General features: G+C 64.7%; 30 protein-coding genes. 9 read left to right on the forward strand and 21 right to left on the reverse strand.

Annotation, left to right across the window (positions count from 1 at the left end; translation table 11 throughout):
• Nucleotide 1: 1 nt before the first annotated feature.
• The 7 genes from KUW62_RS02205 to KUW62_RS02235 are packed head-to-tail and all read right to left on the reverse strand — an operon-like array spanning nt 2 to nt 4,487.
• Entirely contained in the window at nt 2-286 is a 285-nt protein-coding gene (locus KUW62_RS02205; protein WP_224813880.1) for a GNAT family N-acetyltransferase, read from the reverse strand.
• Nucleotides 279-626 (reverse strand): acyl-CoA thioesterase, encoded by a 348-nt coding sequence (locus tag KUW62_RS02210; RefSeq protein ID WP_224813881.1) that lies wholly within the window; start codon nt 624-626, stop codon nt 279-281. Before KUW62_RS02210 ends, KUW62_RS02205 begins: the two co-directional genes overlap by 8 nt.
• Nucleotides 627-678: 52 nt before the next feature.
• The gene (locus KUW62_RS02215) at nt 679-1,302 is read right to left on the reverse strand and encodes a 3-oxoacid CoA-transferase subunit B (RefSeq protein WP_224813882.1); all 624 of its coding nucleotides are present in this window, start codon (nt 1,300-1,302) and stop codon (nt 679-681) included.
• A gap of 11 nt (nt 1,303-1,313) precedes the next feature.
• Complete coding sequence (locus KUW62_RS02220; RefSeq protein ID WP_224813883.1) at nt 1,314-2,084, reverse strand: hypothetical protein; 771 nt, start codon at nt 2,082-2,084, stop codon at nt 1,314-1,316.
• Entirely contained in the window at nt 2,081-3,136 is a 1,056-nt protein-coding gene (locus KUW62_RS02225) for a GSCFA domain-containing protein (protein WP_224813884.1), read from the reverse strand. The genes KUW62_RS02220 and KUW62_RS02225 overlap by 4 nt, the downstream gene beginning before the upstream one ends.
• Nucleotides 3,137-3,146: 10 nt before the next feature.
• Nucleotides 3,147-3,842, reverse strand: coding sequence for a CoA transferase subunit A (locus KUW62_RS02230; protein ID WP_224813885.1), 696 nt, complete (start codon nt 3,840-3,842; stop codon nt 3,147-3,149).
• 57 nt (nt 3,843-3,899) lie between these two features.
• Nucleotides 3,900-4,487, reverse strand: coding sequence for an SRPBCC family protein (locus tag KUW62_RS02235; RefSeq protein ID WP_224813886.1), 588 nt, complete (start codon nt 4,485-4,487; stop codon nt 3,900-3,902).
• Nucleotides 4,488-4,589: 102 nt separating this feature from the next.
• Between KUW62_RS02235 and KUW62_RS02240 the strand changes: the two genes are divergently transcribed.
• Nucleotides 4,590-5,039 (forward strand): MarR family winged helix-turn-helix transcriptional regulator, encoded by a 450-nt coding sequence (locus tag KUW62_RS02240; protein WP_224813887.1) that lies wholly within the window; start codon nt 4,590-4,592, stop codon nt 5,037-5,039.
• Nucleotides 5,040-5,043: 4 nt separating this feature from the next.
• Here KUW62_RS02240 and KUW62_RS02245 read toward each other — a convergent pair whose 3' ends face one another.
• Together KUW62_RS02245 and KUW62_RS02250 are read right to left on the reverse strand one after the other, a co-directional pair.
• Nucleotides 5,044-6,144 carry a class II histone deacetylase gene (locus KUW62_RS02245; RefSeq protein WP_224813888.1) on the reverse strand — a complete coding sequence of 367 codons (1,101 nt, stop codon included), beginning with the start codon at nt 6,142-6,144 and terminating at the stop codon, nt 5,044-5,046.
• 64 nt (nt 6,145-6,208) lie between these two features.
• Nucleotides 6,209-6,442, reverse strand: coding sequence for a hypothetical protein (locus KUW62_RS02250; protein WP_224813889.1), 234 nt, complete (start codon nt 6,440-6,442; stop codon nt 6,209-6,211).
• Nucleotides 6,443-6,579: 137 nt separating this feature from the next.
• Between KUW62_RS02250 and KUW62_RS02255 the strand changes: the two genes are divergently transcribed.
• Both KUW62_RS02255 and KUW62_RS02260 read left to right on the forward strand, forming a co-directional pair.
• The gene (locus tag KUW62_RS02255; RefSeq protein ID WP_224813890.1) at nt 6,580-7,278 is read left to right on the forward strand and encodes a M48 family metalloprotease; all 699 of its coding nucleotides are present in this window, start codon (nt 6,580-6,582) and stop codon (nt 7,276-7,278) included.
• Nucleotides 7,279-7,632: 354 nt separating this feature from the next.
• Complete coding sequence (locus tag KUW62_RS02260) at nt 7,633-7,980, forward strand: hypothetical protein (RefSeq protein ID WP_224813891.1); 348 nt, start codon at nt 7,633-7,635, stop codon at nt 7,978-7,980.
• On the opposite strand, the gene rimO is transcribed toward KUW62_RS02260, so the two are convergent.
• The gene (gene rimO, locus KUW62_RS02265) at nt 7,977-9,344 is read right to left on the reverse strand and encodes a 30S ribosomal protein S12 methylthiotransferase RimO (RefSeq protein WP_224813892.1); all 1,368 of its coding nucleotides are present in this window, start codon (nt 9,342-9,344) and stop codon (nt 7,977-7,979) included. The two genes, KUW62_RS02260 and rimO, sit on opposite strands and share 4 nt — an antisense overlap.
• 52 nt (nt 9,345-9,396) lie before the next feature.
• Nucleotides 9,397-10,488 carry a class I SAM-dependent methyltransferase gene (locus KUW62_RS02270; protein WP_224813893.1) on the reverse strand — a complete coding sequence of 364 codons (1,092 nt, stop codon included), beginning with the start codon at nt 10,486-10,488 and terminating at the stop codon, nt 9,397-9,399.
• A gap of 155 nt (nt 10,489-10,643) precedes the next feature.
• Between KUW62_RS02270 and KUW62_RS02275 the strand changes: the two genes are divergently transcribed.
• Complete coding sequence (locus KUW62_RS02275) at nt 10,644-12,455, forward strand: AsmA-like C-terminal region-containing protein (protein WP_224813894.1); 1,812 nt, start codon at nt 10,644-10,646, stop codon at nt 12,453-12,455.
• Complete coding sequence (locus tag KUW62_RS02280) at nt 12,455-12,979, forward strand: transglycosylase SLT domain-containing protein (protein ID WP_224813895.1); 525 nt, start codon at nt 12,455-12,457, stop codon at nt 12,977-12,979. The genes KUW62_RS02275 and KUW62_RS02280 overlap by 1 nt, the downstream gene beginning before the upstream one ends.
• A 150-nt stretch (nt 12,980-13,129) precedes the next feature.
• Here the strand turns inward: KUW62_RS02280 and KUW62_RS02285 are convergent, their stop codons facing one another.
• The 6 genes from KUW62_RS02285 to metF form a co-directional block, all read right to left on the reverse strand.
• Entirely contained in the window at nt 13,130-13,726 is a 597-nt protein-coding gene (locus tag KUW62_RS02285; protein ID WP_224813896.1) for a GcrA family cell cycle regulator, read from the reverse strand.
• A 151-nt stretch (nt 13,727-13,877) separates the two neighbouring features.
• The gene (locus KUW62_RS02290; RefSeq protein ID WP_224813897.1) at nt 13,878-14,771 is read right to left on the reverse strand and encodes a DMT family transporter; all 894 of its coding nucleotides are present in this window, start codon (nt 14,769-14,771) and stop codon (nt 13,878-13,880) included.
• Nucleotides 14,772-14,834: 63 nt separating this feature from the next.
• Entirely contained in the window at nt 14,835-15,761 is a 927-nt protein-coding gene (argF, locus tag KUW62_RS02295; RefSeq protein WP_224813898.1) for an ornithine carbamoyltransferase, read from the reverse strand.
• An 87-nt stretch (nt 15,762-15,848) separates the two neighbouring features.
• Nucleotides 15,849-17,039 (reverse strand): aspartate aminotransferase family protein, encoded by a 1,191-nt coding sequence (locus KUW62_RS02300; protein WP_224813899.1) that lies wholly within the window; start codon nt 17,037-17,039, stop codon nt 15,849-15,851.
• Between the two features lie 82 nt (nt 17,040-17,121).
• The gene (locus tag KUW62_RS02305; protein WP_224813900.1) at nt 17,122-17,610 is read right to left on the reverse strand and encodes a PaaI family thioesterase; all 489 of its coding nucleotides are present in this window, start codon (nt 17,608-17,610) and stop codon (nt 17,122-17,124) included.
• A 361-nt stretch (nt 17,611-17,971) separates the two neighbouring features.
• On the reverse strand, nt 17,972-18,838 hold the full coding sequence (metF, locus tag KUW62_RS02310; RefSeq protein ID WP_224813901.1) for a methylenetetrahydrofolate reductase [NAD(P)H]: 867 nt from the start codon (nt 18,836-18,838) through the stop codon (nt 17,972-17,974).
• A 93-nt stretch (nt 18,839-18,931) separates the two neighbouring features.
• On the opposite strand from metF, the gene KUW62_RS02315 reads away from it, so the two are divergent.
• The 3 genes from KUW62_RS02315 (at nt 18,932) to KUW62_RS02325 (ending at nt 21,467) form a co-directional block, all read left to right on the forward strand.
• Nucleotides 18,932-19,840: a LysR family transcriptional regulator gene (locus KUW62_RS02315; protein ID WP_224813902.1), complete on the forward strand. Its 909-nt coding sequence runs from the start codon at nt 18,932-18,934 to the stop codon at nt 19,838-19,840.
• Nucleotides 19,837-20,607 (forward strand): glycerophosphodiester phosphodiesterase, encoded by a 771-nt coding sequence (locus KUW62_RS02320; RefSeq protein ID WP_224813903.1) that lies wholly within the window; start codon nt 19,837-19,839, stop codon nt 20,605-20,607. The genes KUW62_RS02315 and KUW62_RS02320 overlap by 4 nt, the downstream gene beginning before the upstream one ends.
• Before the next feature lie 65 nt (nt 20,608-20,672).
• Nucleotides 20,673-21,467 (forward strand): inositol monophosphatase family protein, encoded by a 795-nt coding sequence (locus KUW62_RS02325; RefSeq protein WP_224813904.1) that lies wholly within the window; start codon nt 20,673-20,675, stop codon nt 21,465-21,467.
• A 3-nt stretch (nt 21,468-21,470) separates the two neighbouring features.
• On the opposite strand, the gene KUW62_RS02330 is transcribed toward KUW62_RS02325, so the two are convergent.
• Entirely contained in the window at nt 21,471-22,166 is a 696-nt protein-coding gene (locus KUW62_RS02330) for a phosphatidylcholine/phosphatidylserine synthase (protein WP_224813905.1), read from the reverse strand.
• 181 nt (nt 22,167-22,347) lie between these two features.
• Here KUW62_RS02330 and KUW62_RS02335 point away from each other — a divergent pair, with 181 nt between their 5' ends.
• Nucleotides 22,348-22,869: a GNAT family N-acetyltransferase gene (locus KUW62_RS02335; protein WP_224813906.1), complete on the forward strand. Its 522-nt coding sequence runs from the start codon at nt 22,348-22,350 to the stop codon at nt 22,867-22,869.
• 39 nt (nt 22,870-22,908) lie between these two features.
• Here the strand turns inward: KUW62_RS02335 and KUW62_RS02340 are convergent, their stop codons facing one another.
• The 3 genes from KUW62_RS02340 to fsa form a co-directional block, all read right to left on the reverse strand.
• A complete protein-coding gene (locus KUW62_RS02340; protein ID WP_224813907.1) occupies nt 22,909-23,832 on the reverse strand; it encodes a tyrosine recombinase XerC in 924 nt (307 codons plus the stop codon).
• 4 nt (nt 23,833-23,836) lie between these two features.
• On the reverse strand, nt 23,837-24,565 hold the full coding sequence (locus KUW62_RS02345; protein WP_224813908.1) for a DUF484 family protein: 729 nt from the start codon (nt 24,563-24,565) through the stop codon (nt 23,837-23,839).
• 108 nt (nt 24,566-24,673) lie between these two features.
• The gene (gene fsa / locus KUW62_RS02350) at nt 24,674-25,327 is read right to left on the reverse strand and encodes a fructose-6-phosphate aldolase (protein ID WP_224813909.1); all 654 of its coding nucleotides are present in this window, start codon (nt 25,325-25,327) and stop codon (nt 24,674-24,676) included.
• Nucleotides 25,328-25,343 lie beyond the last annotated feature (16 nt).

Here is a 25,343-nt window from a genome sequence, read left to right on the forward strand (position 1 = left end):
CCTATTTCTGGATCACGTCCGACCAGTCCGGGTGTTTCGCGGCCTGCGCCTTCACGAAGGGGCAAAGTGGTACGATCTTCACGCCCTCCTCGCGGGCATCGGCCACCAGCCGTTCGGCCAGCTTCACGCCCGCGCCCGTGCCGCGCAGCGCGTCCGGGACGTATGTGTGATCCGCGATGATCGTGCGCGGCGATAGGATGGAATACGTCAACTCCGCCTCCGCCCCATCAATGGTGAGCGTGTAGCGGCCCTTGGTCTCTCCGACCTCTCGCGTGATCTCAGACATTTTCCATCCCTTCCGGAAGCGGGCGCGACACACCGGATCTGGAGATCGCGACAAACGTGAAATCGCCCTCGGTCACGAGGATACGCTGTCCGGTCCGTTGGCGGCGGACCCAGGCTTCCACATGCATGGTGACAGAGGTGCGCCCGGTGCGGGTTATGTCCGTGAACACGGAAAACAGATCCCCGACCAGAACCGGCGCGTGAAAGCGCAATGCCTCGATCGCGATGGTGGCGCAGCGGCCCTGGGCGCGGTCGGTGGCGGTCGTGCCCGCGGCGATGTCCATCTGGCTGACGACCCAGCCACCGAATACGTCCCCGCCCGAATTCGTGTCGCCGGGCATGGGGACCGTTTGAAGTGTCAGCGTGCCCGTCGGCGCGCGGTCTGGCTGCGCTTCAGACAAGTGTGGCTTGCGTGGCGGCGCGCAGGTCATCCTCCGACACGCCGTCCGCCGTCTCTACGATCTTGAGGCCGCCATCGACCACGTCCAGCACGCCGAGATTGGTGATGATCCGGTCAACAACGCCCTTGCCGGTCAGGGGCAGGGTGCATTCCTTGAGCACCTTGCTGTCGCCATGCTTGTTGGTGTGGTCCATCACGACGACCACACGGCCCACGCCCGCGACGAGGTCCATCGCGCCGCCCATGCCCTTCACGAGCTTGCCGGGGATCATCCAGTTCGCCAGATCCCCGTTTTCCGCCACTTCCATAGCGCCGAGGATCGCCATGGCGATCTTGCCGCCGCGGATCATGCCAAAGGATTGCGCGGAATCGAAATAGGACGTGTGGGGCAGTTCAGTGATCGTCTGCTTGCCCGCGTTGATCAGGTCCGCATCCTCTTCGCCTTCCACCGGGAAGGGGCCCATCCCGAGCATGCCGTTTTCGGATTGCAGCGTCACTTCGATCCCCTCGGGGATGTGGTTGGAGACAAGGGTCGGGATGCCGATGCCAAGGTTCACGTACCAACCGTCTTCCAGTTCCTGGGCGGCGCGGGCGGCCATTTGGTTGCGGTCCCACATGGGAGGTCTCCTTAGATCTGCGGTGCTTGGCCGATTGCTATCGCAAAGGCCGTGAAAAGCGAAGTGCCGAAATCGGCGTTCATATGGCGGTGGTCGTTGAGCACGACACCTTCGGTGCGGAAGTCCTGTGATCCGATGCCGAAGGGCTCCTTCGTCAGGAAGGGTTGCGCGACGGTTTCGGGCGGTTGCGGCACGAAGCTGATGTCGCGGGCGTGGAGCGCGGCACGCAGGCGGTTGTGGAACATCTCCTCGATCCGTGCGGCGTCGGGATGGGTGGCCATAGCGGCATAGGGTTGCTGGTGGTGCGGGCCTTCGGGCACCACGCCGGTGGTGGGATAGGGGGCAAGGGCCGCATGCAGCCGCAGCGCGCCGAATTGCGCGCGCAGATGGTCGGTGCGAAGGGCGATCGCCTCGTCCATGGCGGACAAAAATGCAGGCTCCGACATCAGGGGTTTACCGTTGCGCGCGGGCCAGTCGGCGATGTCGTAGTGGATCGCGGTGAAGAGGCAGGCGGGCAGTCCAAAGGTGTCCCCGATCACGAGGATATGGTCGAACGGCGCCAGGTCGATCTGCGGCGCGCCATTCACGCGGCGGGACAGGCGATAGAGTTGCAGATCGGACCTGTCTGGGCCGAAGATCGTGCCATCCACCCGGGTCTTGTCGAATTTCCCCCCGGGCAGGCCGAAAAACGTGACCTCGATATCGGGAAATGTCTGGGCGATCCGGGGGGCTGCGTATTTCAGCGCACCGATATTGGAGGTGCCGACAATCGCAACCTTCATCCCTCACGCTCCGGGCGGAAGGCATCGAGCAGAATATCCTCGCAGATCGCGTCATCCTGTGGGTCGGCATTATCCGTCGATGCTTCCTCTGCGACTGCATCGGCAAGGCCGTGGGCGGACAGGAAGGTTTGCATGATGCGCCCCACGATCTCAGGCCGGACGGAGCGGAGGTCGTCGGCAAACGGGCTTTGGCGATGCGCCGGGGACGTCACCAATTCGTAGGACGGGAAATAGTCGATATCCCCGGACCCGTCCGACAGCATATCGCAAACCGTGCGCAGGACGGATTTGGAACGCATCGTGGCGGGCAGGACGTGCTGATCGCTCGCCGTGGCGGCCAGCGGGACGGGGGAGACGGTCAAGAGCCACTTGGCGTTTGGGTTCAGGGGTGCAATCGCGTCCTGCAGGGCGGTGAAATCCTCGACGATGTCGATGACGCCGTAATTCGCGAAACGGAAGGTGTCGGGATCGTAGGTGCCCGCGATGGTGCCGGGCGCGGTGGGGTAAACGGTGCCCGTTGCCCTGTGCTCCCACGCCTCTGTTAGACCCAAGGTGAAGACAATCACATCAGCCTGTCGTAACGCATCGGCGACCGCGCCCAGATGCTGTTCGCGCATTTCGGTGGCAAGCGCGGCGGAGGCGAGGCCGTCAGGTTCCACCCCCGGACGTTGGGCATCCCAGAACCGGCCGTCCTTTTCCCAAACCGGCAAGGCGGGTTGCGCGCCGTGGATTTCCTCCACCAGCTGGTGGAATTGCCTGACCGTGTAGATATTGCCGAACCGCGCCGAGTAGACGCCGTAGCCGAAGCGTTTCGCCGTCTCGGGCGGCAGGCCACGGGCGGCGGGTTCGGTGTCGATCACGCTTATCCCAGCCGCCTTCATCGCCGCGCCCACATGTTGCGCAAAACACGATCCGGCGGTGAAGACGTTTGTTGCCTTGGTGACGGGGAACTTGGGGCGATAGATGTCGGGCGGGAAGGCCGGCGCCCCCGCCACGCCGCCGCGCCAGAACGCGCGCCCCGGCAGGCCGGAATAGGGGGAGCGGGGGCTCAAGCGGCCCGCCCTAGGCCGCCCGCGTGGTCCGCTGCTCGATCCGCTTCTCGTGCTCACCCTGGATCAGGCGGTGGACATAGATGCCGGGCAGGTGGATGGCGTCACCGTCGAGGGAGCCGGTTTCCACGATTTCCTCGACCTCGAGGATACAGACCTTGCCGCACATAGCCGCGGGCGGGTTGAAGTTGCGCGCGGTCTTGCGGAAGACCGCGTTGCCCGTGGCATCGGCCTTCCAAGCCTTCACGATGGACAGGTCGGCAAAGATGCCGCGTTCGAGGATATATTCCTCTCCATCGAATTCCTTCACTTCCTTGCCCTCGGCAATGACGGTGCCGACGCCGGTCTTGGTGTAGAAGCCGGGGATACCCGCACCGCCCGCGCGCATGCGTTCGGCCAGCGTGCCTTGCGGGTTGAATTCCAGCTCCAACTCGCCACCGAGATACTGGCGCATGAATTCCTTGTTCTCACCGACATAGGAGGACATCATTTTCCGGATCTGCCGGGTCTCAAGCAATTTGCCGAGGCCGAAGCCGTCGACGCCCGCATTGTTGGAAGCGACAGTGATGTCTTTCGTGCCTGCCGCGACGATGCCGTCGATCAGAAGCTCGGGAATGCCGCAAAGACCAAAGCCGCCCGCCGCGATCAGCATACCGTCGAAAAGGACGCCATCGAGGGCTTCCTGAGCCGAGCCATAGACCTTTTTCATCCGTCGTTTCCCCGCAATTGAAATCCGCGCGCAACGTGGCGCGCGCAGGCCGGGAAGTCAACGCGGGGCGGCGTTGAATGCGGCGGCCGCTCCGGTCAGGCCGGCGGCCATGAAAGGTGCAAAATCATTGTCGAGGAACGCCTGCACGAACGGCCTGGCCCAGAAGACGCGCGGTGCGACGGCGTAATCCCACCGGACTTCCGTCCGGCCGTCGCCAAGATCCGAATACGTGAATTGCCCGCGAATGTGATCTATGGGCCGGGCATTGGCGGCAGTGAAGCCCCAGATTTGATACGCAAATGCACGCGCATTGTTCGTCAATACCCGTTCCGTGACCTGGTCGCCGGTCGCAAGCTCAACCCGCCGAACCGCGCCTTCGTTCGGAAACGCGCCCTCCAGGGGCACGAGCGCGGCAATGGCCGGAATGCGGTCGGTTGGCGTAACGAAGGCGAGCACGCCGGTTTCCGGGGATTGGAGCGCCTCGATCACCGCGGCGGGTGGGCCGTTGAAGATCTCGGTTTGTGTGGTCGTGAGGTAGGATGAAGCATCGCGCAGCGGCGGCGGCCCGTCGCCGCGCGGCAACAGAACGGGCAATGCCAGCGCCGCGATAAGGATCAGCGGAACGAGGATGAGGGCAAGGCGCATGGCGATCTCCATTTATGACGACTGTCGCAGTAAGTAATGCGAGTATCGTACTAAATGGGTGCAGGTCTTGCCCGGTCAAGTGGCATGGGTCAGATAGTGGGCATGGACGACGCCGATGCCTTGCTTCTGGCCGTGGGCACCTTGTTGAGGGAATTCCACGTCAATGAACGCGCTTTCCCGATCGCGGAGGGCCGGATCTCCTATTCCCCGCACGTATTCGCGGCGATGGGCTATGTGGCGCAGCATCCCGGGGCCAAGGCGTCGGATCTTGCGACGTTCCTGGGGCTCCGTCCGACAACAGCGTCGAGCTTGATCGCGCGCCTCGCTTCGCGGGGCCTTATCGAGAAGACCGCGCATCCCGAGGATGGCCGGGCCGTCGCATTGTCGTTGTCCGCAGAGGGCGAAGACCTGTTCCGCGCAATTCGGAGGCAAGACCTGCGCAACATGGAGTTGATGCTGTCGGCCCTGTCGAAGGGAGAGCGTGCCGCCTTCGTCGATATGATGAGCCGCGTCGCGCATAAGGTGGCCGAGGCGGCGAAGGACGGGTCGTGAAGGCTCAGTAGCCCAACGCCTCCTCCATTTCGGCGATCAACTGGCTGACATAGCGGTTGAAGCGGTCGGAGGGTTGCTGCCCCTCGAATTTCAACTGAAACGGGTCGGGCGCGTGGATGTCGCTTCCCGACATCGCCTCCAGCACGGCATGGGCGAGGAAGGGGACGTGTTCGGCCGCATAGCCGCCTTCATGGGCCATCATCAGCCGCCCGCCGCACAGATCGTCCGCGGCCTCCATCACCATCTCCGTCATCGCGCGGAACGTGTCGGCAGAGGCGATCATCCGGCTAAGCGGATCGACAAGGCCCGCGTCGAACCCGCAGGCGATGACGATGGCATCGGGTTGGAAGCCTTGCAGGGCGGGCATAACCAGCCGTTCGAACGCTTCCAGGTATCCCACATGGCCCGTGCCGGGGGGCAGGGGAATATTGAGGTTGAAGCCCGCACCAGCGCCCGATCCGCGATCCTCGAAATCGCCGGTGTCGAGGGGATAGTTCCGCTCCTGATGGACGGAGATCGTCAGCGTATCGGCGCGGTCGAAGAAAATCGCCTCCGTCCCGTTGCCGTGATGCACGTCCCAGTCGATGATCGCGACCCGCTCCGTCAGATTATCGGCGCGGGCGGCCTCCACCGCGATGGCAAGGTTGGCGAGCAGGCAGAAGCCGTTGGGAAAATCCGGCAGGCAATGGTGGCCCGGCGGACGCGACAGGGCGTAGGCATTCTGGCAGGTGCCGTTGAGCGTGGCAGCGAGCGCCGCCTTGGCCAACCCGGCGGAGATCGCGGCGATCTCGTATCCTCCGGGACCAAACGGCGTGCGCAGGCCCAATTCGCCGCCCCCGTTTTCCGACATCTCCTGAAACTGCCGGACGTAGCTTTCGGGATGGACGCGCAGGATATCGTCTTGCGTGGCGGCGGGCGCCGATGTGGTGGCCAATTCCGACCAGAGGCCGGTGACATGCAGAAGGTTCACGATGCGACGCTTGGTTTCGGGGTTGTCGGGCAGGCTCCCGCCCGGTTGGACCAGTCCCCCCACCTGCAAGAGCCCCGAGTAATTGCCTCCGCTGTGCCACAGGCAACGCTCGTCCCAGAAAAAGCCCGTTGTCATGGCGCGATCCTCCCCTTGTCCGGGGAGTATTCAGAGGAGCGGTTGCAAGCGCAAGGCGCGCGACCTACCCGTCGCGCAACTGATAGGCCCCTTCCGGCAGGTCGAGGGCGGCGGCCAGGTCGCGCACCTGCGCCATGGACAACGTGATCGTACGCATCTGGTCCGTGCGTGGATCGGCCTGTTGCAAGGTCACACACTCGTCGAAGGCGGACAGGATCACATCCTCCACCAACGGGCGCGCACCCTCGTCCACCAGGGTTACGATGGTGGCGTCGAATTCATGCTCGATGGTAAACATGGGGCCACGCTAGGCCCGTGTCGCGGGCTTGCCAAGAGCCTGCCGACCTGCGGCGCGTCCCCACAAGCGCGTGATCGGACTGGACCCCGTTGCCACCTGCATTACGGTGCAAGGCTGACGGACGACCGGAGGGCCAGATGCGCATCCCACTCGCTTTGATTACCGCTTTCTCGTTGGGGGCCTGCGTCGCGCCCCAACCGACCGCGGCACCGGCCCCCGATAATGCCGCACCCACGGCGGTTCCGGTCTCGGTTGCACGCGCCATTGAAGTCACGCGCCGGATCGAGCCGGTGGCCGAGGCCGTCTGCCGGGCCGAGACACCGCAGCAGAACTGCGATTTCAACATATTCGTCAATCGCGACCCGCGCCTGGGCGTCAATGCGTTTCAGACAATCGACCCCGAAAGCGGGCGGCCCGTCATCATCCTGACCGTCGGGTTGATCCGGGCCGTGCGCAACGATGATGAGCTGGCCTTCGTCATTGGCCACGAGGCCGCGCATCACATCGCGCAGCATATCGCGGCGCAGCAGGCCGCGGCGCAGGCCGGCGCGCAGATCTTCGGGGCCAATGCACAACAACAAGGCTTCAGTCGCGCCCAGGTCATCGAGGCTGCGAATCTCGGCGCGCTTGTCGGGGCACGGCGCTTCGGACAGGCGGCGGAATTGGAGGCCGACGCGCTTGGCACCCTGATCGGATGCGCGGCCGGATACGACGCGATTGTCGGCGCACGGTTCTTCACGCAACTCCCCGACCCGGAGGCGGATATCCTCAGCACTCACCCTCCCAACGCCCGAAGGGTGGAGATCGTGCGGCGCGCGGCGGCAGAATTCTGTTGATGCGGGACCAGCGCGGCCCGTCGCCTTGAGGCAGATCGAAGGCGTCGTCTGCGATCGCCGCTCCGAATGCGTGGGTGAGCGGGCGGAGGGCGCTGACCGCTCCGACACGTGGAGGACGGGGCCGGGACACTCGACTCTTAGATGCTGGAGCGGGCGGGAAGACGCGATCATCTGGTGATCGTGACGCGCGTGCAAGGGGGCAAACGTCCGGGCGACGAGCGGCTTCGCGATGCCACAACCTGCGTGCGTACCTATCTGGAGAAATAACCGAAACTGGAGGATTGCCGGAATTGACGCCCCCGCGCCCGCCGCGCAGGGTGGCGCAGATTATTTGCATTCAGAATTGGAAACCCGATGTTCCCCACGCTCTTCCGCACGTCTATCGCTGCCGGTGTCATTCTTGCCAGTACCGTTGCCGCCTTCGCCGATATCATGGGCGATTTCTATGCCTACGGACGCAACCCCGACGGCTCCGCCTATTCCGGGACGGTGGAAATTATCGACAATGGTAATGGCACGGTCACCGTCGAATGGTCTGTCGGAAGCGAATATTCCGGCGTCGGCATCCTGAGCGGGGATGTCCTGACCGTGGAGTGGGGAGCCGATGATCGGGCGTTCTACATCGTCATGCCGGACGGGGAGTTGCATGGAACCTGGGCCGATGGCACGGGCCTGGAACTGCTTAGCCGGACGGAGCGTTAGGGCACGATCCGTCCCCACAGGTCGTAATCGCTGGCCTCGTCCACCTCGACACTCACCATGTCGCCTGGGGCAAGCCCCTCGAACCCCTCGTCAATAAAGAGGTTTCCGTCGATTTCCGGCGCGTCGGCGATTGTGCGGCATGTGGCGCCGTCCGCATCGACCGCATCGACCAACACCTGCTGGCGCGTGCCGACCTTCGCAGCCAGCTTGGCCTCCGAGATCGCTTGCGCCTTTTCCATGAAACGGGTCCAGCGGTCCTGTTTGACCTCATCCGGCACGTGATCCGGCAACCCGTTGGACCGCGCGCCGTCGACGTTTTCATATTGGAAGCACCCGACACGGTCCAATTGTGCCTCGTCCATCCAATCCAGAAGCGTCTGGAATTCCGCTTCCGTCTCTCCCGGATAGCCGACGATGAAGGTGGAGCGCAGCACGATCTCCGGGCAGTCGCGCCGCCAGGCCGCGATTTCATCCAATGTCCGGGACGCGGCGGCGGGCCTCGCCATCCGGCGCAGCGTGTCGGGATGGGCGTGCTGAAAGGGAATATCGAGGTAGGGGAGCAGTCCATTCGCCGGGTCGGCCATGATCGGGATCAGATCGCGCACATGGGGATAGGGGTAGACATAATGCAGCCGCACCCAGGCGCCCATTGTGGATAAATCCCGGGATAGGTTGAGGATCGGAAACTTGTCCTCCCGCCCCTTCCAATCGGTGCCATAGGCGGACGTGTCTTGAGAGATCACGAGGATCTCTTTTACGCCCGCTTCGACCAGCTTTTCGGCCTCGCGCAGCACGGCGGCTTGCGGGCGGCTTGCCAGCTTTCCGCGCATGTCGGGGATGATGCAGAATTTGCACTTGTGATCGCAGCCCTCGGCAATCTTGAGATACGCGTAATGCCGAGGCGTCAGTTTCACGCCCGCGGGCGGCAAAAGGTCGATGAACGGATCGGGCGCAGGCGGGACGGCGGCGTGAACCGCGTCAAGCACCTGTTCATATTGTTGGGGGCCGGTCACAGCCAGCACCTTGGGATGGGCGCCGGTGATGTAATCCGGCTCCGCGCCCAAGCAGCCGGTGACGATGACCCGGCTATTGGCATCCAGCGCCTCGCCGATCGCTTCAAGGCTCTCGGCCTTGGCGCTGTCGAGGAACCCGCACGTGTTCACGATCACCGCTTCGGCCCCCTCGTAATCGGGACTGATCGCGTATCCCTCCGCCCGCAGCCGGGTCAGAATGCGCTCCGAATCCACCAGCGCCTTTGGACATCCAAGCGACACCATGCCGATCTTCGGCTGGCCGGGGCGGGCGGCATCGGGGACCTGGGCGCGGGCCAGATCGGGGCGAAGGTTCGGGGGATTGTCTGCCATGGCGCTTGCTACCCGCGCAGGCCCGCTTGGGAAAGGGGCAATCTCGGGTCGCTCAGGCCTTGCGGCAGATCATGTAGCAATGGACGTAATCCATCGCGTGCCCGTCCGGGTGTTCGGCCACGCGCGCCACGTATCTGTCGTAGAAAGCGTCGACGATGGCCGCCCGCTCCTCCGTCGGGCGCGTGCTGTCCAATCCTTTGAGAAACACAGGCTCTGACCAGCTGCGCAAGGTGGGGACGTAGTCCCGCGCGAACCGCGCCGCATCGCCGTGATCCGCGAAGGCGGCGGCAAAGGGGCAGGGAACCACGCGGGTCTCCAGATGCTCAAGGCGCAGGCCGGCATCGGCCACCGGCCCGCCGTCCAACGGTGCGCGGAATTCCTCTACGGTGCGATAGACCTGCGGGAAGTTCGTCGCCTCGAATTCGGCTTGGGTGATCGTGCCGTCCTTGACCATCTCGGCCCACAATTCCGCGAATGTGTCGTGCATGGACACGCCGCCGGTATCGCCAAGCCAATACCCGTTCTCGTCGATCCCGAAATTGAACAGCGCAAGCACCCCGCCGGAGCGTAATTCACGCGCGCGCATCATCAGGAAGTTCTCCCAATCCCGCGCGCCCTGGGCCTGAAACGCCGCCCGCACGTCGCCTTCGGCGCGGACCATGTGCAGGTGATCGGGGATGTCGCAGGGGACGTCGGCGATGTAATGGCTGGCGGTTGCGGAGAACCCGAGATCGAGGGTGCCCGCCGGAACGATCTGCTTGTGAAAGGACGTGGCCGACGCGTGGATATGCAGGTCGCTGAAGCGGCCCGCGTAGCTTTCCATTTCCGTCATGCCATGGACGATCTGAAAGAGGGTCGAAAAGTCCGTTCGGGGCAGATCGGCATAGACCATGCGCAGCAGTATGTCGGGTTCATGGTCGCGCACCCGTCCCAATACGTCCCCCACAAGCCCGAGGGATGTGCCGCCATCGGCGCAGCCCATATCGGTCATGGTGAAGATGTCGTTATGGCGCGGCGGCTGGCGGTCCAGCGCATCGAGGATGAGGCCCACCGCACCGTCCATCACATGCCGTGCGCCGATCGTGGCCCGACTGTAATAGCCCGCACGTTTCATCGCCATGTAATCGTCAGTCTTCGCGGCCATCACCATTCCCCCATTTCGGTTCAGGGTGTGCGGATGCGGGCGGCGGATCAAGGGAAACCATCGGCGAAACCTCGCACGGGCGCGCACGGAAGGGATGGGCGCGGCGCGGAGGGGCGGATAGGTTGGGGCCGAACGTGACGCGAATGGGCCGTTTCATGCGATGGATCTTGCGACTGACCGGGGCACTGATCGTGCTGGTCGCCCTCGTGGCGGGGGTGTTCCTGTTCCTGCCGACCGAGCGCGTGGCCCAAAGCGTCACGGAGCGCCTGTCGGAGATCACCGGGCGCGACGTGCGCATTGACGGCCCCGTGCGCGTGACGTTGTGGCCGACCTTGAGCGTTCTGGCGCGGGATTTGCGCGTCGCGAATCCCGACTGGGCCGGGCCCGCGCCGATGATCGCAGCCGACGAGGCGCGGATCGACCTGACGTGGGGGGCGCTATTTTCCGGCGATGTCCATGTGCAAAGTCTTGAGCTTGCCGGCGCGAACCTTCGCTTTGTGCGCGGCGCGGACGGGCGTGTGTCGTGGAACGGGAACGGCCTGACGCCCACGGCCCTGTGGCTCGCCTTCGACCGGGCGGAGATTTCCCGAAGCCGGTTGCTTTTCGTGGATCAACAGCGCGATCAGCGGTGGAGGGGCGCGCTCGACACCGCCATCATCGCGTTGCCGGAGGCTGGTGGCGCGGCAAGCATCGTGGCCAGGGGCCGCTTGGGCAACGTGCCGCTTGAGGTGACGGCGACCCTGGCCGGGATCGCGGAGCTGATGGACGGGGAAAGCCAGCCTTTGCGCGCGGACCTTGTCTGGCCCGGCGGTGACGTGACATTCGACGGTCGCGCGGCCCTTGAGGGGCTGGTGGAGGGGCAGGTCGATCTGGACGCGCCGGATCTTGGCCAGCTCATCACCGCCCTCGGTCTCGTGATGCCGGACCTGCCCGACCGGTTGGGGCGCGACCATATCGGTGTGACGGGGGAGATGACGTTCACCCCCGACGGAACAATCCACCTGCGCGACGGGGTGTTGCGGCTTGACGAGACGGAGTTGAACATCGCCCTCGATCGCGAGGCCGGAGAAGATCGCCCGATGCTGCGCGGTACGGTGACGGGTGGTGTGGTCGCGCTGCCGGGTCTGGCGCTTCTGGACGACGGCGCATGGTCGGATCGGATGCTGGACGTGTCGGGCTTGTTCGCCACGGATGCCGACCTGACCATCCGGGCCGATACGCTTGATCTTGGTGGCACGACCCTGTCGGAGGTCGATCTGCGCGCAACGCTCGATCGTGGTCGGTTGGTTTTCGATATTGCTGGTTTGCGCGCCTATGGCGGGCTGGTGGCGGGGGAATTCGTGGTCAACGGGCGCGGCGGTCTGTCGGTGGGGGGCGACCTGATCTTCGCCAATGCAGATATGGGCGCGGCCCTGTTGGACCTTGCGGGGGTCGAGGGGGTCGAGGGCGCCGGATCGGTCAGCGTCGAATTCCTGGGCGTTGGCGACGACATGCGCACCATCGTGGACGGGCTGGAGGCAGAGGGTGATCTGACCCTTGGTGCCGGCAACCTGCCGATCGCCGCCCTGGCGGAGGTTGGGGACGGCGCGCAGATCTTTGATCGCATCATGGCGGATTTCCGCGTGCGGGAGGGTGTGGTGTTGAGCGATGAAGTGGTGATCTTCGCGCCGTGGGGCAATGTGGACGGTGCGGGGCGTGCGGACCTGTTGACGCGCACGCTCACGTTCCGCATGACGCCCGGCGAAAGCGCCATACCACTCCTGATCGAAGGGCCGTGGGCAAATCCGGAGGTCGGGCCGGACCCGGCCGCCCTGGCACGCATGGAAGAGACCGCGACGGCGGCACGCGAAAACCGCCCATGGCAGGCGCTTGAAGCATTGGCGGAGGAACCGGCGCCATTCGAGCTTACCCTGCCGGAGGCGGAAGACACGGGGGCGGACGGCCCTGAGACTGAGGATGTGAATTGATGACAATCGGAATGCGCAATCTTTTGGCCCTTGCCCTGTGTGGCGTGCTGGCGGGATGTGGCGGCGGGGGCGGCGGTATCCTTGGCTTCGGAAGCCAGGGGGAGCGCGGTATCCCCGCGGGCCAGCCCGCCCTTTATCCCGGAGAAACGGCGCAGATGCGCGTGCTCGTCAACGAATACGCCACCCGGCACGACATCCCCACGGCCCTTCTGCACCGCGTGATCCAGCGCGAAAGCGATTATCGCGCCGATGCGCGCAATGGCCCCTATTACGGTCTGATGCAGATCCTGCCGGAAACCGCGCGGGGGATGGGGTTCGAGGGTACACCGAACGACCTGCTGGATGCCCGCACGAACCTTGAATATGCGGGGCGATACCTGCGGGGGGCGTGGCTGGTCAGCGACGGGGATATCGACGCGGCCGTGATGTGGTACGCGCGCGGCTATTATTACGAAGCGCGGAACCGCTGCATGTTGGTTGAAACCGGATTGCGCCAGCGCGAGGTCGCCCGCCATTGCCGGTAGGCGGTTGGTGCTGGTCTAAGGGGGCTGGCTAGGGCCGATTGCGCCAGGAAGCCGATCCCATGGGAACATGAATACCATGGGATTCAGCTGGTTACGGGCCAGTATTGCATGCTCACCCGTGATCGGTCGGCAACTGCAACGCCCAAGACGTCAGCGGCGTCGGTCCCGGCGCGAGGACATCGGCTGGAACGCCACGCCCACATGGGCCTCGCAATAGGGTTTGCCCTGTTGCACAGGCAGGCCGCAGAAATAGAAATCCTCGGTCGCCGGATCGCCGATGGGCCATTTACACACCCGTTCGGTCAGCTCCATCAGGCTGATCTTCTTGGCGTGCTTCTCCACCTCGTTGACCTTGGCGAGCGCCTCGGGGCTGATCTCGTTGGCCGACGGCTGCGGCGGCAGGGGCTGGCCCGCAGGTGCGATGGGTTTGCGCAGGGGGGTCACGTTCGAGGGACGTGCGGCGGGCACGGCGGCGGGCGCCTCTGCGGCCTTTTTCGCGGTCGCCGGTTTCGCGGCAGGCGCGTCGGCCTTGTTGGTGGCCGGGGCTTCGGCCTTGGTTGCTGCCGCTGGTTTCGACGGGGCCGATGTGCCCCCGCCGCCTGAGCGGTTGGACAGGCCCAGGCGATGCACCTTGCCGATCACGGCGTTGCGCGTCACGCCGCCCAATTCCTTGGCGATCTGGCTGGCGGATTGACCCTCCCCCCACATCTTCTTCAACAACTCGACCCGTTCGTCGGTCCAGGACATGGATGGCACCCTTCCGATTGTCGTCACTCCGCGCGCGGGGCGCGCTTGGTCTCAGCCCGGCTATATGGGGGGCGGAGCGCGTAATTGAAAGCCCTATTCTAGGGGCCGCGCGCGCGGGCGCAAGGCCGGGCTTGGAAAGGCGAGGCCTGCCTCAGGTGAGAGGTCCGCGCGCCCGTGCCTCTCGCCAGGCCAGAAGGGCCGCGCCCGCGATGATGATGGCGGCCCCCAGAAGCGACAAGCCGGTCGGTGTGACCCCGAAGACGGCGAAATCGAAACCCGCGGCGAAGACCAGCGTGAGGTAGGAAAACGGCGTGACGAAGCTCGCATCCGCCCGCGCCATCGCGTTCACGAAGCAGCCCTGCGCTGCGGCCATCGTGACCCCCAAAGCGATCAGCCCCATCCATTGCGCCTGTGTCGGTGCCTGCCACACGGCGATCACCGCAACGCTTGCAATCACAAGGCCAAGGCTGTTGTTCACGAGCAGGATCTGGATCGGTCGTTCGCGTCCCGACAGCCGCTTGATGAAGGTCAGCTCCAATCCCAGCGCCAGTGCTGCTCCCAGCGCGAGCAGTGCGCCCACTTGCGCCGCGCCCGCGCCTGGTCGGATCAGGATTAGCGCCCCGGCGAATGCGATTGCGGTGGCCAGCCAACGCCACTTTCCCACCCGCTCCCCCAGAAGCGGGATGGCGAGGATCATGCCGAAGACGGGGTTCAGGAAGCTGATCGCCGTGGCATCGGCCAGCGGGATCGCGGCGGCGGCGGCGAACATCAGTGTCACGCCCGTGAAGCCGCAAAGCGTGCGCCCGACATGCAAACCGATATGGGGCCGCGTCAGGCGCGGACACAGGGCGGCGACAATCGCGACAATGGTGAGCCACGCGAACAGGAAGCGCCCGAAGCTGACCTGAAGCGGATGCAGCGCCGGGCCCAACGCTTCCGTCCCCAGGGCCTTTGCCAGAAGGGTCGTGGCCGCGATGAAGGCGGTGGCGATCACCATGAAGGCAATCGCCGTGCGGGCATTCGGCGGGATCAGCTTGGCGGTCATGGGGAAGCTATGATCCGGCGCGCGGCCCGGCGCAATGGAGCGCGCGCCGATGGCGGCGCGGTGTCAGACGCCGAGGCACCACCGCAAGACCGCCTTTTGCGCGTGCAGGCGGTTTTCGGCTTCATCGAAAATGACCGAGCTTGGGCCGTCCATCACCGCATCCGTCACCTCTTCGTTCCGGTGCGCAGGCAGGCAATGCATGAACAACGCGCCGTCATTGGCGTGGGACATCAGGTCCTCATTCACCTGGTAGGGGCGGAGCTGGTTATGGCGCCGCTCCCGCGTGGTTTGGCTGTCGTGCATGGAGACCCACGTATCCGCGACGACAAGGTCGGCCCCCGCGACCGCCTTGTACGGATCACGTTCGATCCGCATGTCGGAGCCCTTGGCGCGCGCCTCGTCCAGGAACACCGCTTCGGGGTCGAGCGTGGGGGGGCCGGAAAAGGTCAGGTCGAACCCGAATTGCCCCGCCGCATGGGCGAAGGACGCGAAGACGTTGTTGCCGTCCCCGCACCAGGTCACCTTCTTGCCCTTGATCGGGCCGCGATGTTCCTCGAACGTCATGACGTCGGCCATGATCTGGCACGGATGGGTGCGGTTCGTCAGCCCGTTGATGACCGGCACGCTGGCATGGTCGGCCATTTCCAGCAAGACATCCTCCTCGAACGTGCGGATCATGATCAGATCGACGTAACGGCTGAGCACGCGGGCGGTGTCGGCGATGGTTTCGCCGTGGCCCAACTGCATTTCAGAGCCGCTGAGCACCATGGTCTGCCCGCCCATCTGCCGCACACCCAGATCGAAGGACACGCGTGTGCGGGTGGAGGGTTTTTCGAAGATCAGCGCAACCATGTGGCCGGCAAGCGGCGTGTCGTCGTCTTCCATCCCCTTTGGGCGGCCCGCACGTGCCGCCTTCATGCTGCCCGCATGATCGATCATGTGGCGCAGGTCGGCGGGATCTGTCTTGTTGATATCGAGGAAGTGGTTCATGTCGTGTCGCTTATGGCTTGCCGCGGGAGCGAGGGGCCAGCCCCTCGCGCTCCCCGAGGTATTTTCGAAGCAAAGAGGGCGCGCGGGCTATTCCGCAGCGATGCGCCCGGACAGGGCACTTGCGGTGGCATCCAGGCGCGACACCCCTTCGGAGAGCTCGTCTTCGGTGATGGTCAGGGCGGGCAGCACACGCAGGGCGTTGTCGGCGGCGGGTACGGTCAGGATGCCCTGGGCGTAGCCCTCCGCCACGATGTCGGCGGGCGCGATCTTGCATTTCAGGCCGAGCATCAGGCCCTCGCCCCGCACGCTCTCGAAGATATCGGGATGCGCGGCGACAAGGCCTTCGAGTTTCTGGCGCAGGAAGCCGGCCTTGGCAGCGACGGAATCGAGAAACCCGTCTTCCGTCATCACGTCCATCACGGCACATCCGACGGCGCAGCCAAGGGGATTGCCGCCATAGGTGGAGCCGTGGGTGCCTGCGGTCATGCCCTTCGCCGCCTCTTCGGTCGCAAGTAGCGCGCCGAGGGGGAAGCCGCTGCCGATGCCCTTGGCCACCAGCATGATGTCCGGCGTGATCCCCGCCCATTCGTGGGCGAAGAGCCGCCCCGTCCGGCCCATGCCGCACTGGATCTCGTCCAGGATCAGGAGGAGCCCGTGTTCGTCGCAGATATCGCGCAGGCCTTTCAGGCATTGATCGGGCAGGGGGCGGATGCCGCCTTCGCCCTGTATCGGCTCCACCATGATGGCGCCCACATCGGGTTCTGCGGCGGCTTCGCGCAGGGCGTCATGGTCGCCGAAGGGCAGCGTTTTGAAGCCGGGTAGAAGGGGGCCGAACCCCTTGGTCAGCTTCTCCGACCCTGCCGCAGAGATCGCACCGGTGGAGCGTCCGTGGAACGACCCTTCGAAGGTCAGGATGGTCATGCGGTCCGGCGCGCCGGTTTCCGTGCGGTATTTCCGCGCCATCTTGATCGCCAGTTCCGCGGCTTCCGTGCCGGAATTGCAGAAGAAGACCGTGTCGGCGAAGGTATGTTCGACCAGCCGTTCGGCCAGCGCCTTTTGCTGCGGCACCTCGTAGAGGTTGGAGGTGTGCCAAAGCGCCCCCGCCTGCTCCGTCAACGCGCCCACGACTTTCGGGTGCCCGTGGCCGAGCGACATCACGGCGATGCCGCTCGCGAAATCAAGGAACCGTCGCCCGTCTGCTTCCACCAACCACGAGCCTTCGCCTTTGACGAAGGAGAGGTTTGCGCGGCTGTAGCTTGGCAAAACGGGCGAGATCATCGGACGCATCTCCGTGGGGTGAAAAGAAGGCACCGCTTTGCACCGGGCCTGCGGCCAAGTCAATTCAACGATGCTGATGGGGTCAAGTGAGCGCCATGATGAGACAGGTGGTGGAGCCGGTTGCGTAAAGCGTTCCGGTTTCCGCGTCGCGGATCGTTCCTTCGGCCACTCCAGTGGTGCGCCCGGCATGGCGGACCGCGCCTTCGGCAAGAATGTCTCGACCCACGGGGATCGCGCGGGTGATGTTCACCTTGTATTCAAGCGTCGTGTAGGCGGAGCCTTTGGGGACCTTCGTCATCACCGCGCAGGCCATGCAACTGTCCAGGAGTGTGCCGTACCAGCCGCCATGGACGCTTCCGATCGGGTTCATCGTCTTGAATTCGGGCCGCCCACGGAAGATGACGCGGCCGTCTTCGACCGTGTCGAGGTGGTAGCCCAAGGTCTTGCTGATCGGCGGGGCGGCGAGCGTGCCGTCAAGCATGCCGCGCATGAAATCGAGGCCGGACATCGACAGCATCTGGTCGCGCGTGGGCAGGCCCTCGATGTCATTGGCGTAGTGGGGATCGGGCATCAGGCGCCTCCGCGTGTCGTCCATCGGGGCGCAGGAGGCCATGGCGGCGCGCAAGGTGCAAGCGGGCGGTGCTTATCACGCGTGATAAGGGGGATTATGGTATTGATTTGGTTGTGGAAATGGCATGCAGTTAACCGGATCTTAATGCCTTGGGACCGGCTGCGCCGGAGGAATTGCGCCTGCTTCGCGGTCGCCGGGGGCAATTTTCCAAGGGAAAATTGAGCGCGATTGGCGGGTTGCGGATCTGATTGTCGGCGTAGCATGGGGGGGCGCTGCCCCCGTCGCCCGAGGGCGACTCCCCCGGGATATTTCTGGCACATGGAAGGAAGGGCGCGCGGCAGTTGGATGCGCGTGGTGGCGTTCAGGCGACTTCGGCGAGGGCGACCTTCGGTGTCACGCCGAGGGCGGCGCACACATCGCGGGTCAGCTCCGGCTTGTTGAGCGTGTAGAAATGCAGGTTTTCTACGCCGCCTTCGATCAGGTTGGCGCACATCTCCGTGCAGATCGCGGTGGAGAGCAGGTCTTCGCGCCCGTCGCGGGTTGCGGCGGCGTAGGCATCGTCAAGCCATTGCGGGATCACGGCGCCGCAGGATGTGGCGAAGCGCCGGGCGCGGGTCCAATCCTCGATCGGGAGAATGCCGGGGATGATGGGGGCGTCGATCCCCGCAGCGGCGCAGGCATCGCGGAAGCGGAAGAACGTGTCGGCCTCGAAAAAGAATTGTGTGATGGCCGAGGTCGCGCCCGCGTCGAGCTTGCGTTTGAGGAAGGTGACGCAGTCCTGCATCGACGCGGCCTCAGGATGGGGGTCGGGATAGGCACCCACGCGGATGTCGAAACTTCCGGTTTCGGCCAGAGCCTCGATCAATTCGATGGACGATGCGAAGCCATCGGGATGGGGCGTGAACGCGTCCGCCCCCTTGGGCGCGTCACCACGCAGCGCGACGATTTGGCTGATCCCGGCATCGGCATATTGCGCGGCAATCTCAAGCGTTTCGGTCTTGGTCGCGTCCACGCAGGTCAGGTGCGCCGCGACCGGGACGCCGAAATTCGCGTCGATGGCCGTGACCGCCTCATGGGTCAGCTTGCGGGTCGTGCCGCCCGCGCCGTAGGTCACGGAGACGAAATCCGGCCCGAGCGGGGCGAGGACGCCAAGCGTATCCCAGAGGCGGAACGACCCTTCCAGGGATTTGGGCGGGAAGAATTCGAAGGAAACGGCGGGCGTGCGCATGGCGGATTTGATCCTTGATGTGTCGCGATTGGATGTCGCATAGATGCGGGCAACAGCCAAATTCATAACTCTCATCATGAATATGAGTTCCGTATGCATATCGAGTTCCGCCACCTGCGCACGATCAAGGCCATCCATGAGGAGGGCGGGCTGGCCAAGGCAGCCGATAGCCTGCACATCACGCAAAGCGCGCTGAGCCACCAGATCAAGGGATTGGAGGATCAGGCGGGCGTGGAATTGTTCGTCCGCCGCTCCAAGCCTATGCGCCTGTCGGCGGCGGGGATGAAGATGCTGCGCCTGGCCGAGGAGGTGTTGCCGCGCATCGCCGCGTTGCAGGAGGATTTTGAGGGGCTGCGCGCGGGCAAGGCGGGGCGGTTACATATCGCCATCGAATGCCATGCATGCTTCGACTGGCTACTGCCGGTGCTGGAGGCGTTTCGCAAGACCTGGGCGGATGTGGATGTGGACATCCGCCCCGGCCTGCAATTCGAGGCGCTGCCCGCGTTGATCCGGCAAGACGTGGACCTTGTCGTTTCGAGCGATCCCGAAGATCTGGACGGTGTCGATTTCACGCCGCTTTTCGATTACGAGCCGGTTTTCGTCTGCGCCGCCGATCATCCGTTGGCCGCCAAGCCCTTCGTGGAGGCGGCGGATTTCGCGGACCAGACGCTGATCACCTATCCCGTGGATCGTCCAAGGCTCGACGTGTTCAGCCAGTTGCTGTTCCCGGCAGGGGTGGAGCCGAAGGCGGTGCGTCAGGTGGAATTGTCGGCGGTGATCTTGCTTCTGGTCGCGTCGGGACGCGGGGTGTCGGTTCTGCCGGATTGGGTTGTGCGGGACGTGGGCAGCAGCCAGTCGATCGTGACCAAATCCCTGACCGAGGCGGGGATCACGCGGCGCCTTTACGGGGCGAGCCGGGCGGAGGACACGGCCAAGCCCTTCATGTCCCACGTCCTGAAGCTCTGCCGGACGGAGCCGCTGAAATTGCAGAGACGCGCATGAGCGCGCGCCACCCGTTTCTGGACTTCGAGCATCCGATTGCGTTTGCCCATAGGGGCGGGTCGCTGGAGGCCGAGGAAAACACCATGGAGGCCTTTGCCCGCGCCGTGGAGATGGGGTTCACCCATGTCGAGACGGATGTTCATGCCACGCGGGACGGGGTCGTCGTCGTTCACCACGATGACACGCTAGAGCGGATTTGCGGCGACGGGCGCGCGATTGCGGAGATGGATTGGGAGGAGGTCAGCCAAGTCCGGACCCGTGGCGGCGCGAAGATCCCGCGGATCGAGGAGGTCTTTGACGCCTTCCCGAAGCTCTGCGTCAATATCGAGCTGAAAGATGCGCGATCGGCGGAGCCATTGGCGGAGATCCTGCGCCAGGGAGACCTTCTGGATCGGGTCTGTGTCGGTGCGTTCAATCCCCGCCACACGGCGGCGATCCGCGAGCGGCTTGGCCCGAACCTTTGCTGGTCGCCCGCGCATCTTGGGGTGGCGGGGCTGTGGCTCAAGGGATGGGGCGTGCCGACGCGGCGACCGGATTACCCGGTGATCCAGGTTCCAACGACGTTCAACGGCATCCCTGTCGTCACACCCCGCCTGATCCGCGCGGCGGCGCGGTGGGGGATCGACGTGCAGGTCTGGACGGTGGACGACCGCGCCGAGATGGAGGCGCTTCTGGATATGGGTGTACGCGGGATCATGACCGATCGGCCAAGTGTCCTGCGCGATGTTCTGCGGGCGCGGGGGCAGTGGAACACGCACCCGGCCTGAGCCCCCCTTGGCACGCCTGCGAGTGGGGTCTATAGGGTCGCGCCTGACCTAGAGGGACGAAGTGCATGCAGGGCTCTGCCAATCTCAACGTGATGATCAAGGCCGCGCGCAAGGCGGCCCGCAGCCTGGTGAAGGATTTCCGGGAGGTGGAGCAGCTTCAGGTCTCCTCCAAGGGGCCGGGCGATTTCGTGAGTCGGGCGGACCACGCGGCGCAGCAGATCATCAAGGACGAGTTGATGGAGGCGCGCCCGAATTACGGGTTCCTGGGTGAGGAAGAGGCCGAGATCATCGGCAAGGATCCGACGCGGCGCTGGATCGTGGACCCGCTCGACGGGACCACGAATTTCCTGCACGCGATGCCCCATTGGGCCGTATCGATTGCCCTGGAGCATAAGGGAGAGATCGTGGCGGGCGTGGTTTATGACCCCGCCAAGGACGAGATGTTCTTTGCCGAAAAGGGCGCAGGCGCGTGGTTGAATGACAGTCAGCGTCTGCGGGTCTCGGCGCGCAAGAAGATGTCGGAGGCCGTGTTCTCTGCCGGGTTCCCGCCGGATGGGGGCAAGTACCTGCCTGCGGTGTTGCGGGACCTGGCGCGGCTGTTGCCGGTCTGTGCCGGGATGCGCCGCAACGGGGCGGCGTCGCTGGACCTGGCCTGGGTCGCGGCGGGGCGGTTCGAGGGGTATTGGGAATACAACCTCAAGCCCTGGGACATCGCCGCCGGCATCCTCATCGCGCGGGAGGCGGGGGCGTTTGTGGAACCGATCCGCGAGGATCAGGATTTGTTGCAAGACGGGCATCTGATCTGCGGCACGGAGGCGATTTTCGATCAATTCGCCAAGGTTATCCGCACCCGCGACTAGCGCTTAGCGGGCGTAGCCCCGGTCATAGATGACTTGCTGCGCGATCCCCGCCACGGCGAGGTAGATCGACGTGACCATGACCACGGTTGTCAGCGCGGGGTTGGGTGCGAAACCGGTCCACGCGGCATAGGCGATGGCCGCGACCCAGACGATCGCGATGGGCAACGACAGGAAGCGCCAGCGGGCCGTGCGCACGGGATGGACGAATTTCAGGTTCAAAAACTGCGCCGCAGACAAGATGATGACGAGCGCGAGGATCACCCACCACGGCGGCTCGATCACCAGCATCGCAAGCGCCACCATGTTCCAGCAACCGGGAAAGCCGCGAAAGCTTTTGTCGGCCGTTTTCATGCGCGTATCCGCGAAATAGAGCGACGAGGCGAAGGGGATCAGCAACACCACGATCCAGCCGGACCAGCCCGGCATCAGCCCCGAGCCGTAAAGCGCGTAGGCCGGGATCATCACGTAGGTGAGAAAGTCGATGATCAAATCAAGGAGCGCGCCGTCGATGATCGGTGCATTTTCGGTCACGTCGTAGCGGCGGGCCAGGGGCCCGTCGACACCGTCCACGATGAAGGCGACGGTCAGCCAGATCGTCATCATCGCCCAATCCTGCTGCGCTGCCTCCAGAAGGGCCAGCATGGCCAGGGAGGCTCCGACGGCAGTGAAAAGATGAACGGAATAGGCTCTGAAACGCATGGCGCGGGGATGCCCGTTAAATCAATGAAACGCAACACTTGTGTGACGCTCGGGTCTGGAGGAATGGTGTGGGAACAGCGGGTTCGTTGTCGCTCTGCCACGGGCCGATTGAACTGACGCGCGTGTCCGTCGACCAGCTGACGCGCCCGTGGCGGAGCGTCCGCCATTGGAAGGGGATAGGATGGAAGATCTCACACGCGCGCCGCATTTGACGACGGATCGGTTGCTCCTGCGCGGACCCGAACGCGGCGATCTGCCGGAATTCACCCGCTTCATGACGTCCGCCCCCTCCCTGCAAGCGCAGGAAGAGACCGTATCGGCAGACCAGGCCTGGTTCGGTTTCTTGGTCGGCATCGGCCATTGGCACTGGCATGGCTTCGGCTTTTTCATGCTGGTGGAGCAGCAATCGGGGCGGCCCGTTGGCCGCGTTGGCCTGCTCAAGCATTCCGAATGGCCGGATATCGAGCTGGCGTGGCACCTTTTCGAGGGCGCGGAAGGCAAGGGCTATGCCACCGAAGCGGGGCAGGCCGTCCGGGCATGGGCGCGTGATGATCTGGGGCTTGAACGGCTTCACAGCTACATCGACGTGGGCAACACGCGGTCACAGGCGGTGGCCCGGCGGCTTGGTGCGACCACGGATGGGACGCGCGCGCCCCATGAACCGGACGCGGAAATCTGGGTTCACACGATGGATGGCAATTGATCCACGCCGGCAGGGGACGGGCTTCGCAGGGCCGCGTCCTCAGGCTTTGGGATGCGCGGCATTGTAGACCTCCATCAACCGTGCGGTATCGACGGCCGTGTAGGCCTGCGTCGTGCTGAGGGAGGCATGGCCAAGCAATTCCTGGATCGCGCGCAGATCACCGCCCGCATCCAGCAGGTGCGTAGCAAAGGAATGGCGCATCGCGTGGGGCGTGGCCGTTGCGGGCAGGCCCAGTTGCATCCGCGTCGCTTCCATCACGCGTGCTACCGCGCGGGAGCCGAGCGGCCCGCCCCGGATCGCGCGGAAAAGCGGCGTGCCGGGGGCAAGATCGTGGGGGCAGAGGCGTGCATATCTTGCAGTGGCCGATTGCGCGGCGGGCAGGACCGGCACCTCCCGCTCCTTGCCGCCCTTGCCGGTGATCCGCAAGACGCCGGGCAGGGGGAGGAGGTCGGATTTCAGCCCGAGCGCCTCGGAAATGCGCAAGCCGCAGCCGTAAAGCAATGTCACGACAGCGATGTCGCGGGCTTGCACCCAATCGCGTTCATCTTGCATGGCGACGCCGTCGATCATCTCGCGCGCACCGGATTCCGTGAGCGGACGCGGCAGGCGGCGGGTGTGTTTGGGCGCGCGCATGGACAGGACGGTCGTGGCATCGAAATGGTCACGCTCCGCCCACCATTTGAAAAAGGCCTTCACGGCGGACAGGCGCCGCGCCAAGGATCGCGCGCCGACCCCGCGCGCCCGTTGGTCCGCCATCCATGCGCGCAGGTCGCGGGTCTCCAGGCTGCGCAGGGCGGACGGGCCGGGAGCATGGCCCAGATGCGCCGCCTGAAAAGCGAGGAAATCGGACACATCCGCCCCGTAAGCGTGCAATGTCGCCTCCGCCCGCCCGCGCACGCCGCGCAGATGGGTCAGCCAATCCTCCAACAGGTCGCGGACCGCCGGGGTGAGGGCCGTGGACATAGGCCTAGTCCAGCCACCCGCGCATCAGACGCTCGAAGACGCTGGCAAAGAAGGTGAGAAGATCGGTGCCTTGGCTGGGACGGAATTGGTGCGGGTCTTCGGCCCCCATCACAAGCAGGCCCGGCAGGCGGCCTTCACCCAGATCAAGGGTCAGGCAGGCTTCGGACTGGATCCAGCGCGCCGCTTCCCCGTAGATCTTGTCGGCCGAACCGCCGACCTGGCGCAGGGTGACTTGGCGATGTGGCACGTCGCGCCCGCCGGTGACGTATTCCTGGACGAAACCGGGCGCAACGACGGTCAGCACATCTTCCAGCTTCTGGACCTGGGGCGCCTCCGTCTCCGTCGCCTCGGCGCTTTCGAGGACGAGGCGCACGCGGTCAACGCGCAAGATACCGGCGACATCGGTGCCGAGCGTGGTCAGGAATTCGGTGAATTCGCGTGCGTCTAGCATCCGGGTGATGGAGCGGTGGATCTGATTGGTGCCCGCCAGGTTTTCGTAGGCCGCGGCGATGACGGAGCGGTGGGTGTCTTCCAGCCGGTCAAGGCGATTTTGCAGACGCTCCATCGCGATGCCGCGCATGTCCACGATATTGCCGCCCATCTGTCGGTCATTGGCAGCGATCAGGGCGCGCATCAGGTCGCGGTCTTCCAGGATCAGCTCCGGGTCCGCCAGCGCGCGATCGCGCCAATCTTCATTGGGAAAGAGCGGGGCTTCCGCCTCGGTATTGCTCATCACGACTGCCTCAAGTGTTCTTGTTTGTTGGCAGCGGCATAGCATGGGTGGGGTTGGCCGGGCCAGAATTTTTCGCCCCGGCCCGGGAATTGGCGGCGTGTGTGACCGTTATACGATGCTCTGCCCGGTCTTGGCCCAGTCCGCCATGAACGCATCGAGGCCCTTGTCGGTCAGCACGTGATTGGCCATGGATTTGATGACATTCGGCGGGGCGGTCGCCACGTCCGCGCCGATCAATGCGGCCTCTTTCATGTGGTTGGCGGAGCGGATGGAGGCTGTGAGGATTTCTGTGGAGAAATCATAGTTATCGTAAACCTGGCGGATCTCAGCGATCAGATCCATGCCGTCAATGTTGATATCGTCCAAGCGTCCCACGAAGGGCGAGATGAAGGTGGCACCCGCTTTTGCGGCGAGCAAAGCCTGGTTAGCGGAGAAGCAAAGCGTGACGTTCACCATGCGGCCCTCGCCCGTCAGCGCCTTGCAGGCCTGAAGCCCGGCCCAGGTCAGCGGCACCTTGATCGCGATGTTGTCGGCGATCTTGGCCAGCTCGCGGCCTTCGGCAATCATCCCCTCGGCATCCAGGGCGACGGTCTCGGCCGAGACGGGGCCGGGGATCATGTCGCAAATCTCCTTCGTGACTTCCTTGATGTCGCGGCCCGATTTCATGATCAGCGAGGGGTTTGTCGTGACGCCGTCGACCATCCCCAACTCGTGCAACTCACGGATCGCATCGACATCGGCGGTATCCACAAAGAATTTCATTTGGCCGGTTCCTTTC

Origin of the sequence: Hasllibacter sp. MH4015 (genome assembly GCF_020177575.1) — a bacterium.
GTDB lineage: Bacteria > Pseudomonadota > Alphaproteobacteria > Rhodobacterales > Rhodobacteraceae > Gymnodinialimonas.

What these genes read in the sequence shown, in the direction of transcription:
- KUW62_RS02270 (WP_224813893.1), bottom strand. Translation starts at nt 10,488, where the DNA reads ATGGCCGCGAAGACTGACGATTACATGGCGATGAAACGTGCGGGCTAT.
- KUW62_RS02300 (WP_224813899.1), bottom strand. Translation starts at nt 17,039, where the DNA reads ATGATCTCGCCCGTTTTGCCAAGCTACAGCCGCGCAAACCTCTCCTTC.
- KUW62_RS02315 (WP_224813902.1), top strand. Translation starts at nt 18,932, where the DNA reads ATGCATATCGAGTTCCGCCACCTGCGCACGATCAAGGCCATCCATGAG.
- argF (WP_224813898.1), bottom strand. Translation starts at nt 15,761, where the DNA reads ATGAACCACTTCCTCGATATCAACAAGACAGATCCCGCCGACCTGCGC.
- KUW62_RS02285 (WP_224813896.1), bottom strand. Translation starts at nt 13,726, where the DNA reads ATGTCCTGGACCGACGAACGGGTCGAGTTGTTGAAGAAGATGTGGGGG.
- KUW62_RS02235 (WP_224813886.1), bottom strand. Translation starts at nt 4,487, where the DNA reads ATGCGCCTTGCCCTCATCCTCGTTCCGCTGATCCTTATCGCGGCGCTG.
- KUW62_RS02205 (WP_224813880.1), bottom strand. Translation starts at nt 286, where the DNA reads ATGTCTGAGATCACGCGAGAGGTCGGAGAGACCAAGGGCCGCTACACG.
- KUW62_RS02250 (WP_224813889.1), bottom strand. Translation starts at nt 6,442, where the DNA reads ATGTTTACCATCGAGCATGAATTCGACGCCACCATCGTAACCCTGGTG.
- KUW62_RS02345 (WP_224813908.1), bottom strand. Translation starts at nt 24,565, where the DNA reads ATGAGCAATACCGAGGCGGAAGCCCCGCTCTTTCCCAATGAAGATTGG.
- fsa (WP_224813909.1), bottom strand. Translation starts at nt 25,327, where the DNA reads ATGAAATTCTTTGTGGATACCGCCGATGTCGATGCGATCCGTGAGTTG.
- KUW62_RS02280 (WP_224813895.1), top strand. Translation starts at nt 12,455, where the DNA reads ATGACAATCGGAATGCGCAATCTTTTGGCCCTTGCCCTGTGTGGCGTG.
- KUW62_RS02330 (WP_224813905.1), bottom strand. Translation starts at nt 22,166, where the DNA reads ATGCGTTTCAGAGCCTATTCCGTTCATCTTTTCACTGCCGTCGGAGCC.
- KUW62_RS02290 (WP_224813897.1), bottom strand. Translation starts at nt 14,771, where the DNA reads ATGACCGCCAAGCTGATCCCGCCGAATGCCCGCACGGCGATTGCCTTC.
- KUW62_RS02305 (WP_224813900.1), bottom strand. Translation starts at nt 17,610, where the DNA reads ATGCCCGATCCCCACTACGCCAATGACATCGAGGGCCTGCCCACGCGC.
- KUW62_RS02220 (WP_224813883.1), bottom strand. Translation starts at nt 2,084, where the DNA reads ATGAAGGTTGCGATTGTCGGCACCTCCAATATCGGTGCGCTGAAATAC.
- metF (WP_224813901.1), bottom strand. Translation starts at nt 18,838, where the DNA reads ATGCGCACGCCCGCCGTTTCCTTCGAATTCTTCCCGCCCAAATCCCTG.
- KUW62_RS02260 (WP_224813891.1), top strand. Translation starts at nt 7,633, where the DNA reads ATGTTCCCCACGCTCTTCCGCACGTCTATCGCTGCCGGTGTCATTCTT.
- KUW62_RS02240 (WP_224813887.1), top strand. Translation starts at nt 4,590, where the DNA reads ATGGACGACGCCGATGCCTTGCTTCTGGCCGTGGGCACCTTGTTGAGG.
- KUW62_RS02215 (WP_224813882.1), bottom strand. Translation starts at nt 1,302, where the DNA reads ATGTGGGACCGCAACCAAATGGCCGCCCGCGCCGCCCAGGAACTGGAA.
- rimO (WP_224813892.1), bottom strand. Translation starts at nt 9,344, where the DNA reads ATGGCAGACAATCCCCCGAACCTTCGCCCCGATCTGGCCCGCGCCCAG.
- KUW62_RS02325 (WP_224813904.1), top strand. Translation starts at nt 20,673, where the DNA reads ATGCAGGGCTCTGCCAATCTCAACGTGATGATCAAGGCCGCGCGCAAG.
- KUW62_RS02255 (WP_224813890.1), top strand. Translation starts at nt 6,580, where the DNA reads ATGCGCATCCCACTCGCTTTGATTACCGCTTTCTCGTTGGGGGCCTGC.
- KUW62_RS02275 (WP_224813894.1), top strand. Translation starts at nt 10,644, where the DNA reads ATGCGATGGATCTTGCGACTGACCGGGGCACTGATCGTGCTGGTCGCC.
- KUW62_RS02210 (WP_224813881.1), bottom strand. Translation starts at nt 626, where the DNA reads ATGCCCGGCGACACGAATTCGGGCGGGGACGTATTCGGTGGCTGGGTC.
- KUW62_RS02340 (WP_224813907.1), bottom strand. Translation starts at nt 23,832, where the DNA reads ATGTCCACGGCCCTCACCCCGGCGGTCCGCGACCTGTTGGAGGATTGG.
- KUW62_RS02335 (WP_224813906.1), top strand. Translation starts at nt 22,348, where the DNA reads ATGGAAGATCTCACACGCGCGCCGCATTTGACGACGGATCGGTTGCTC.
- KUW62_RS02320 (WP_224813903.1), top strand. Translation starts at nt 19,837, where the DNA reads ATGAGCGCGCGCCACCCGTTTCTGGACTTCGAGCATCCGATTGCGTTT.
- KUW62_RS02245 (WP_224813888.1), bottom strand. Translation starts at nt 6,144, where the DNA reads ATGACAACGGGCTTTTTCTGGGACGAGCGTTGCCTGTGGCACAGCGGA.
- KUW62_RS02230 (WP_224813885.1), bottom strand. Translation starts at nt 3,842, where the DNA reads ATGAAAAAGGTCTATGGCTCGGCTCAGGAAGCCCTCGATGGCGTCCTT.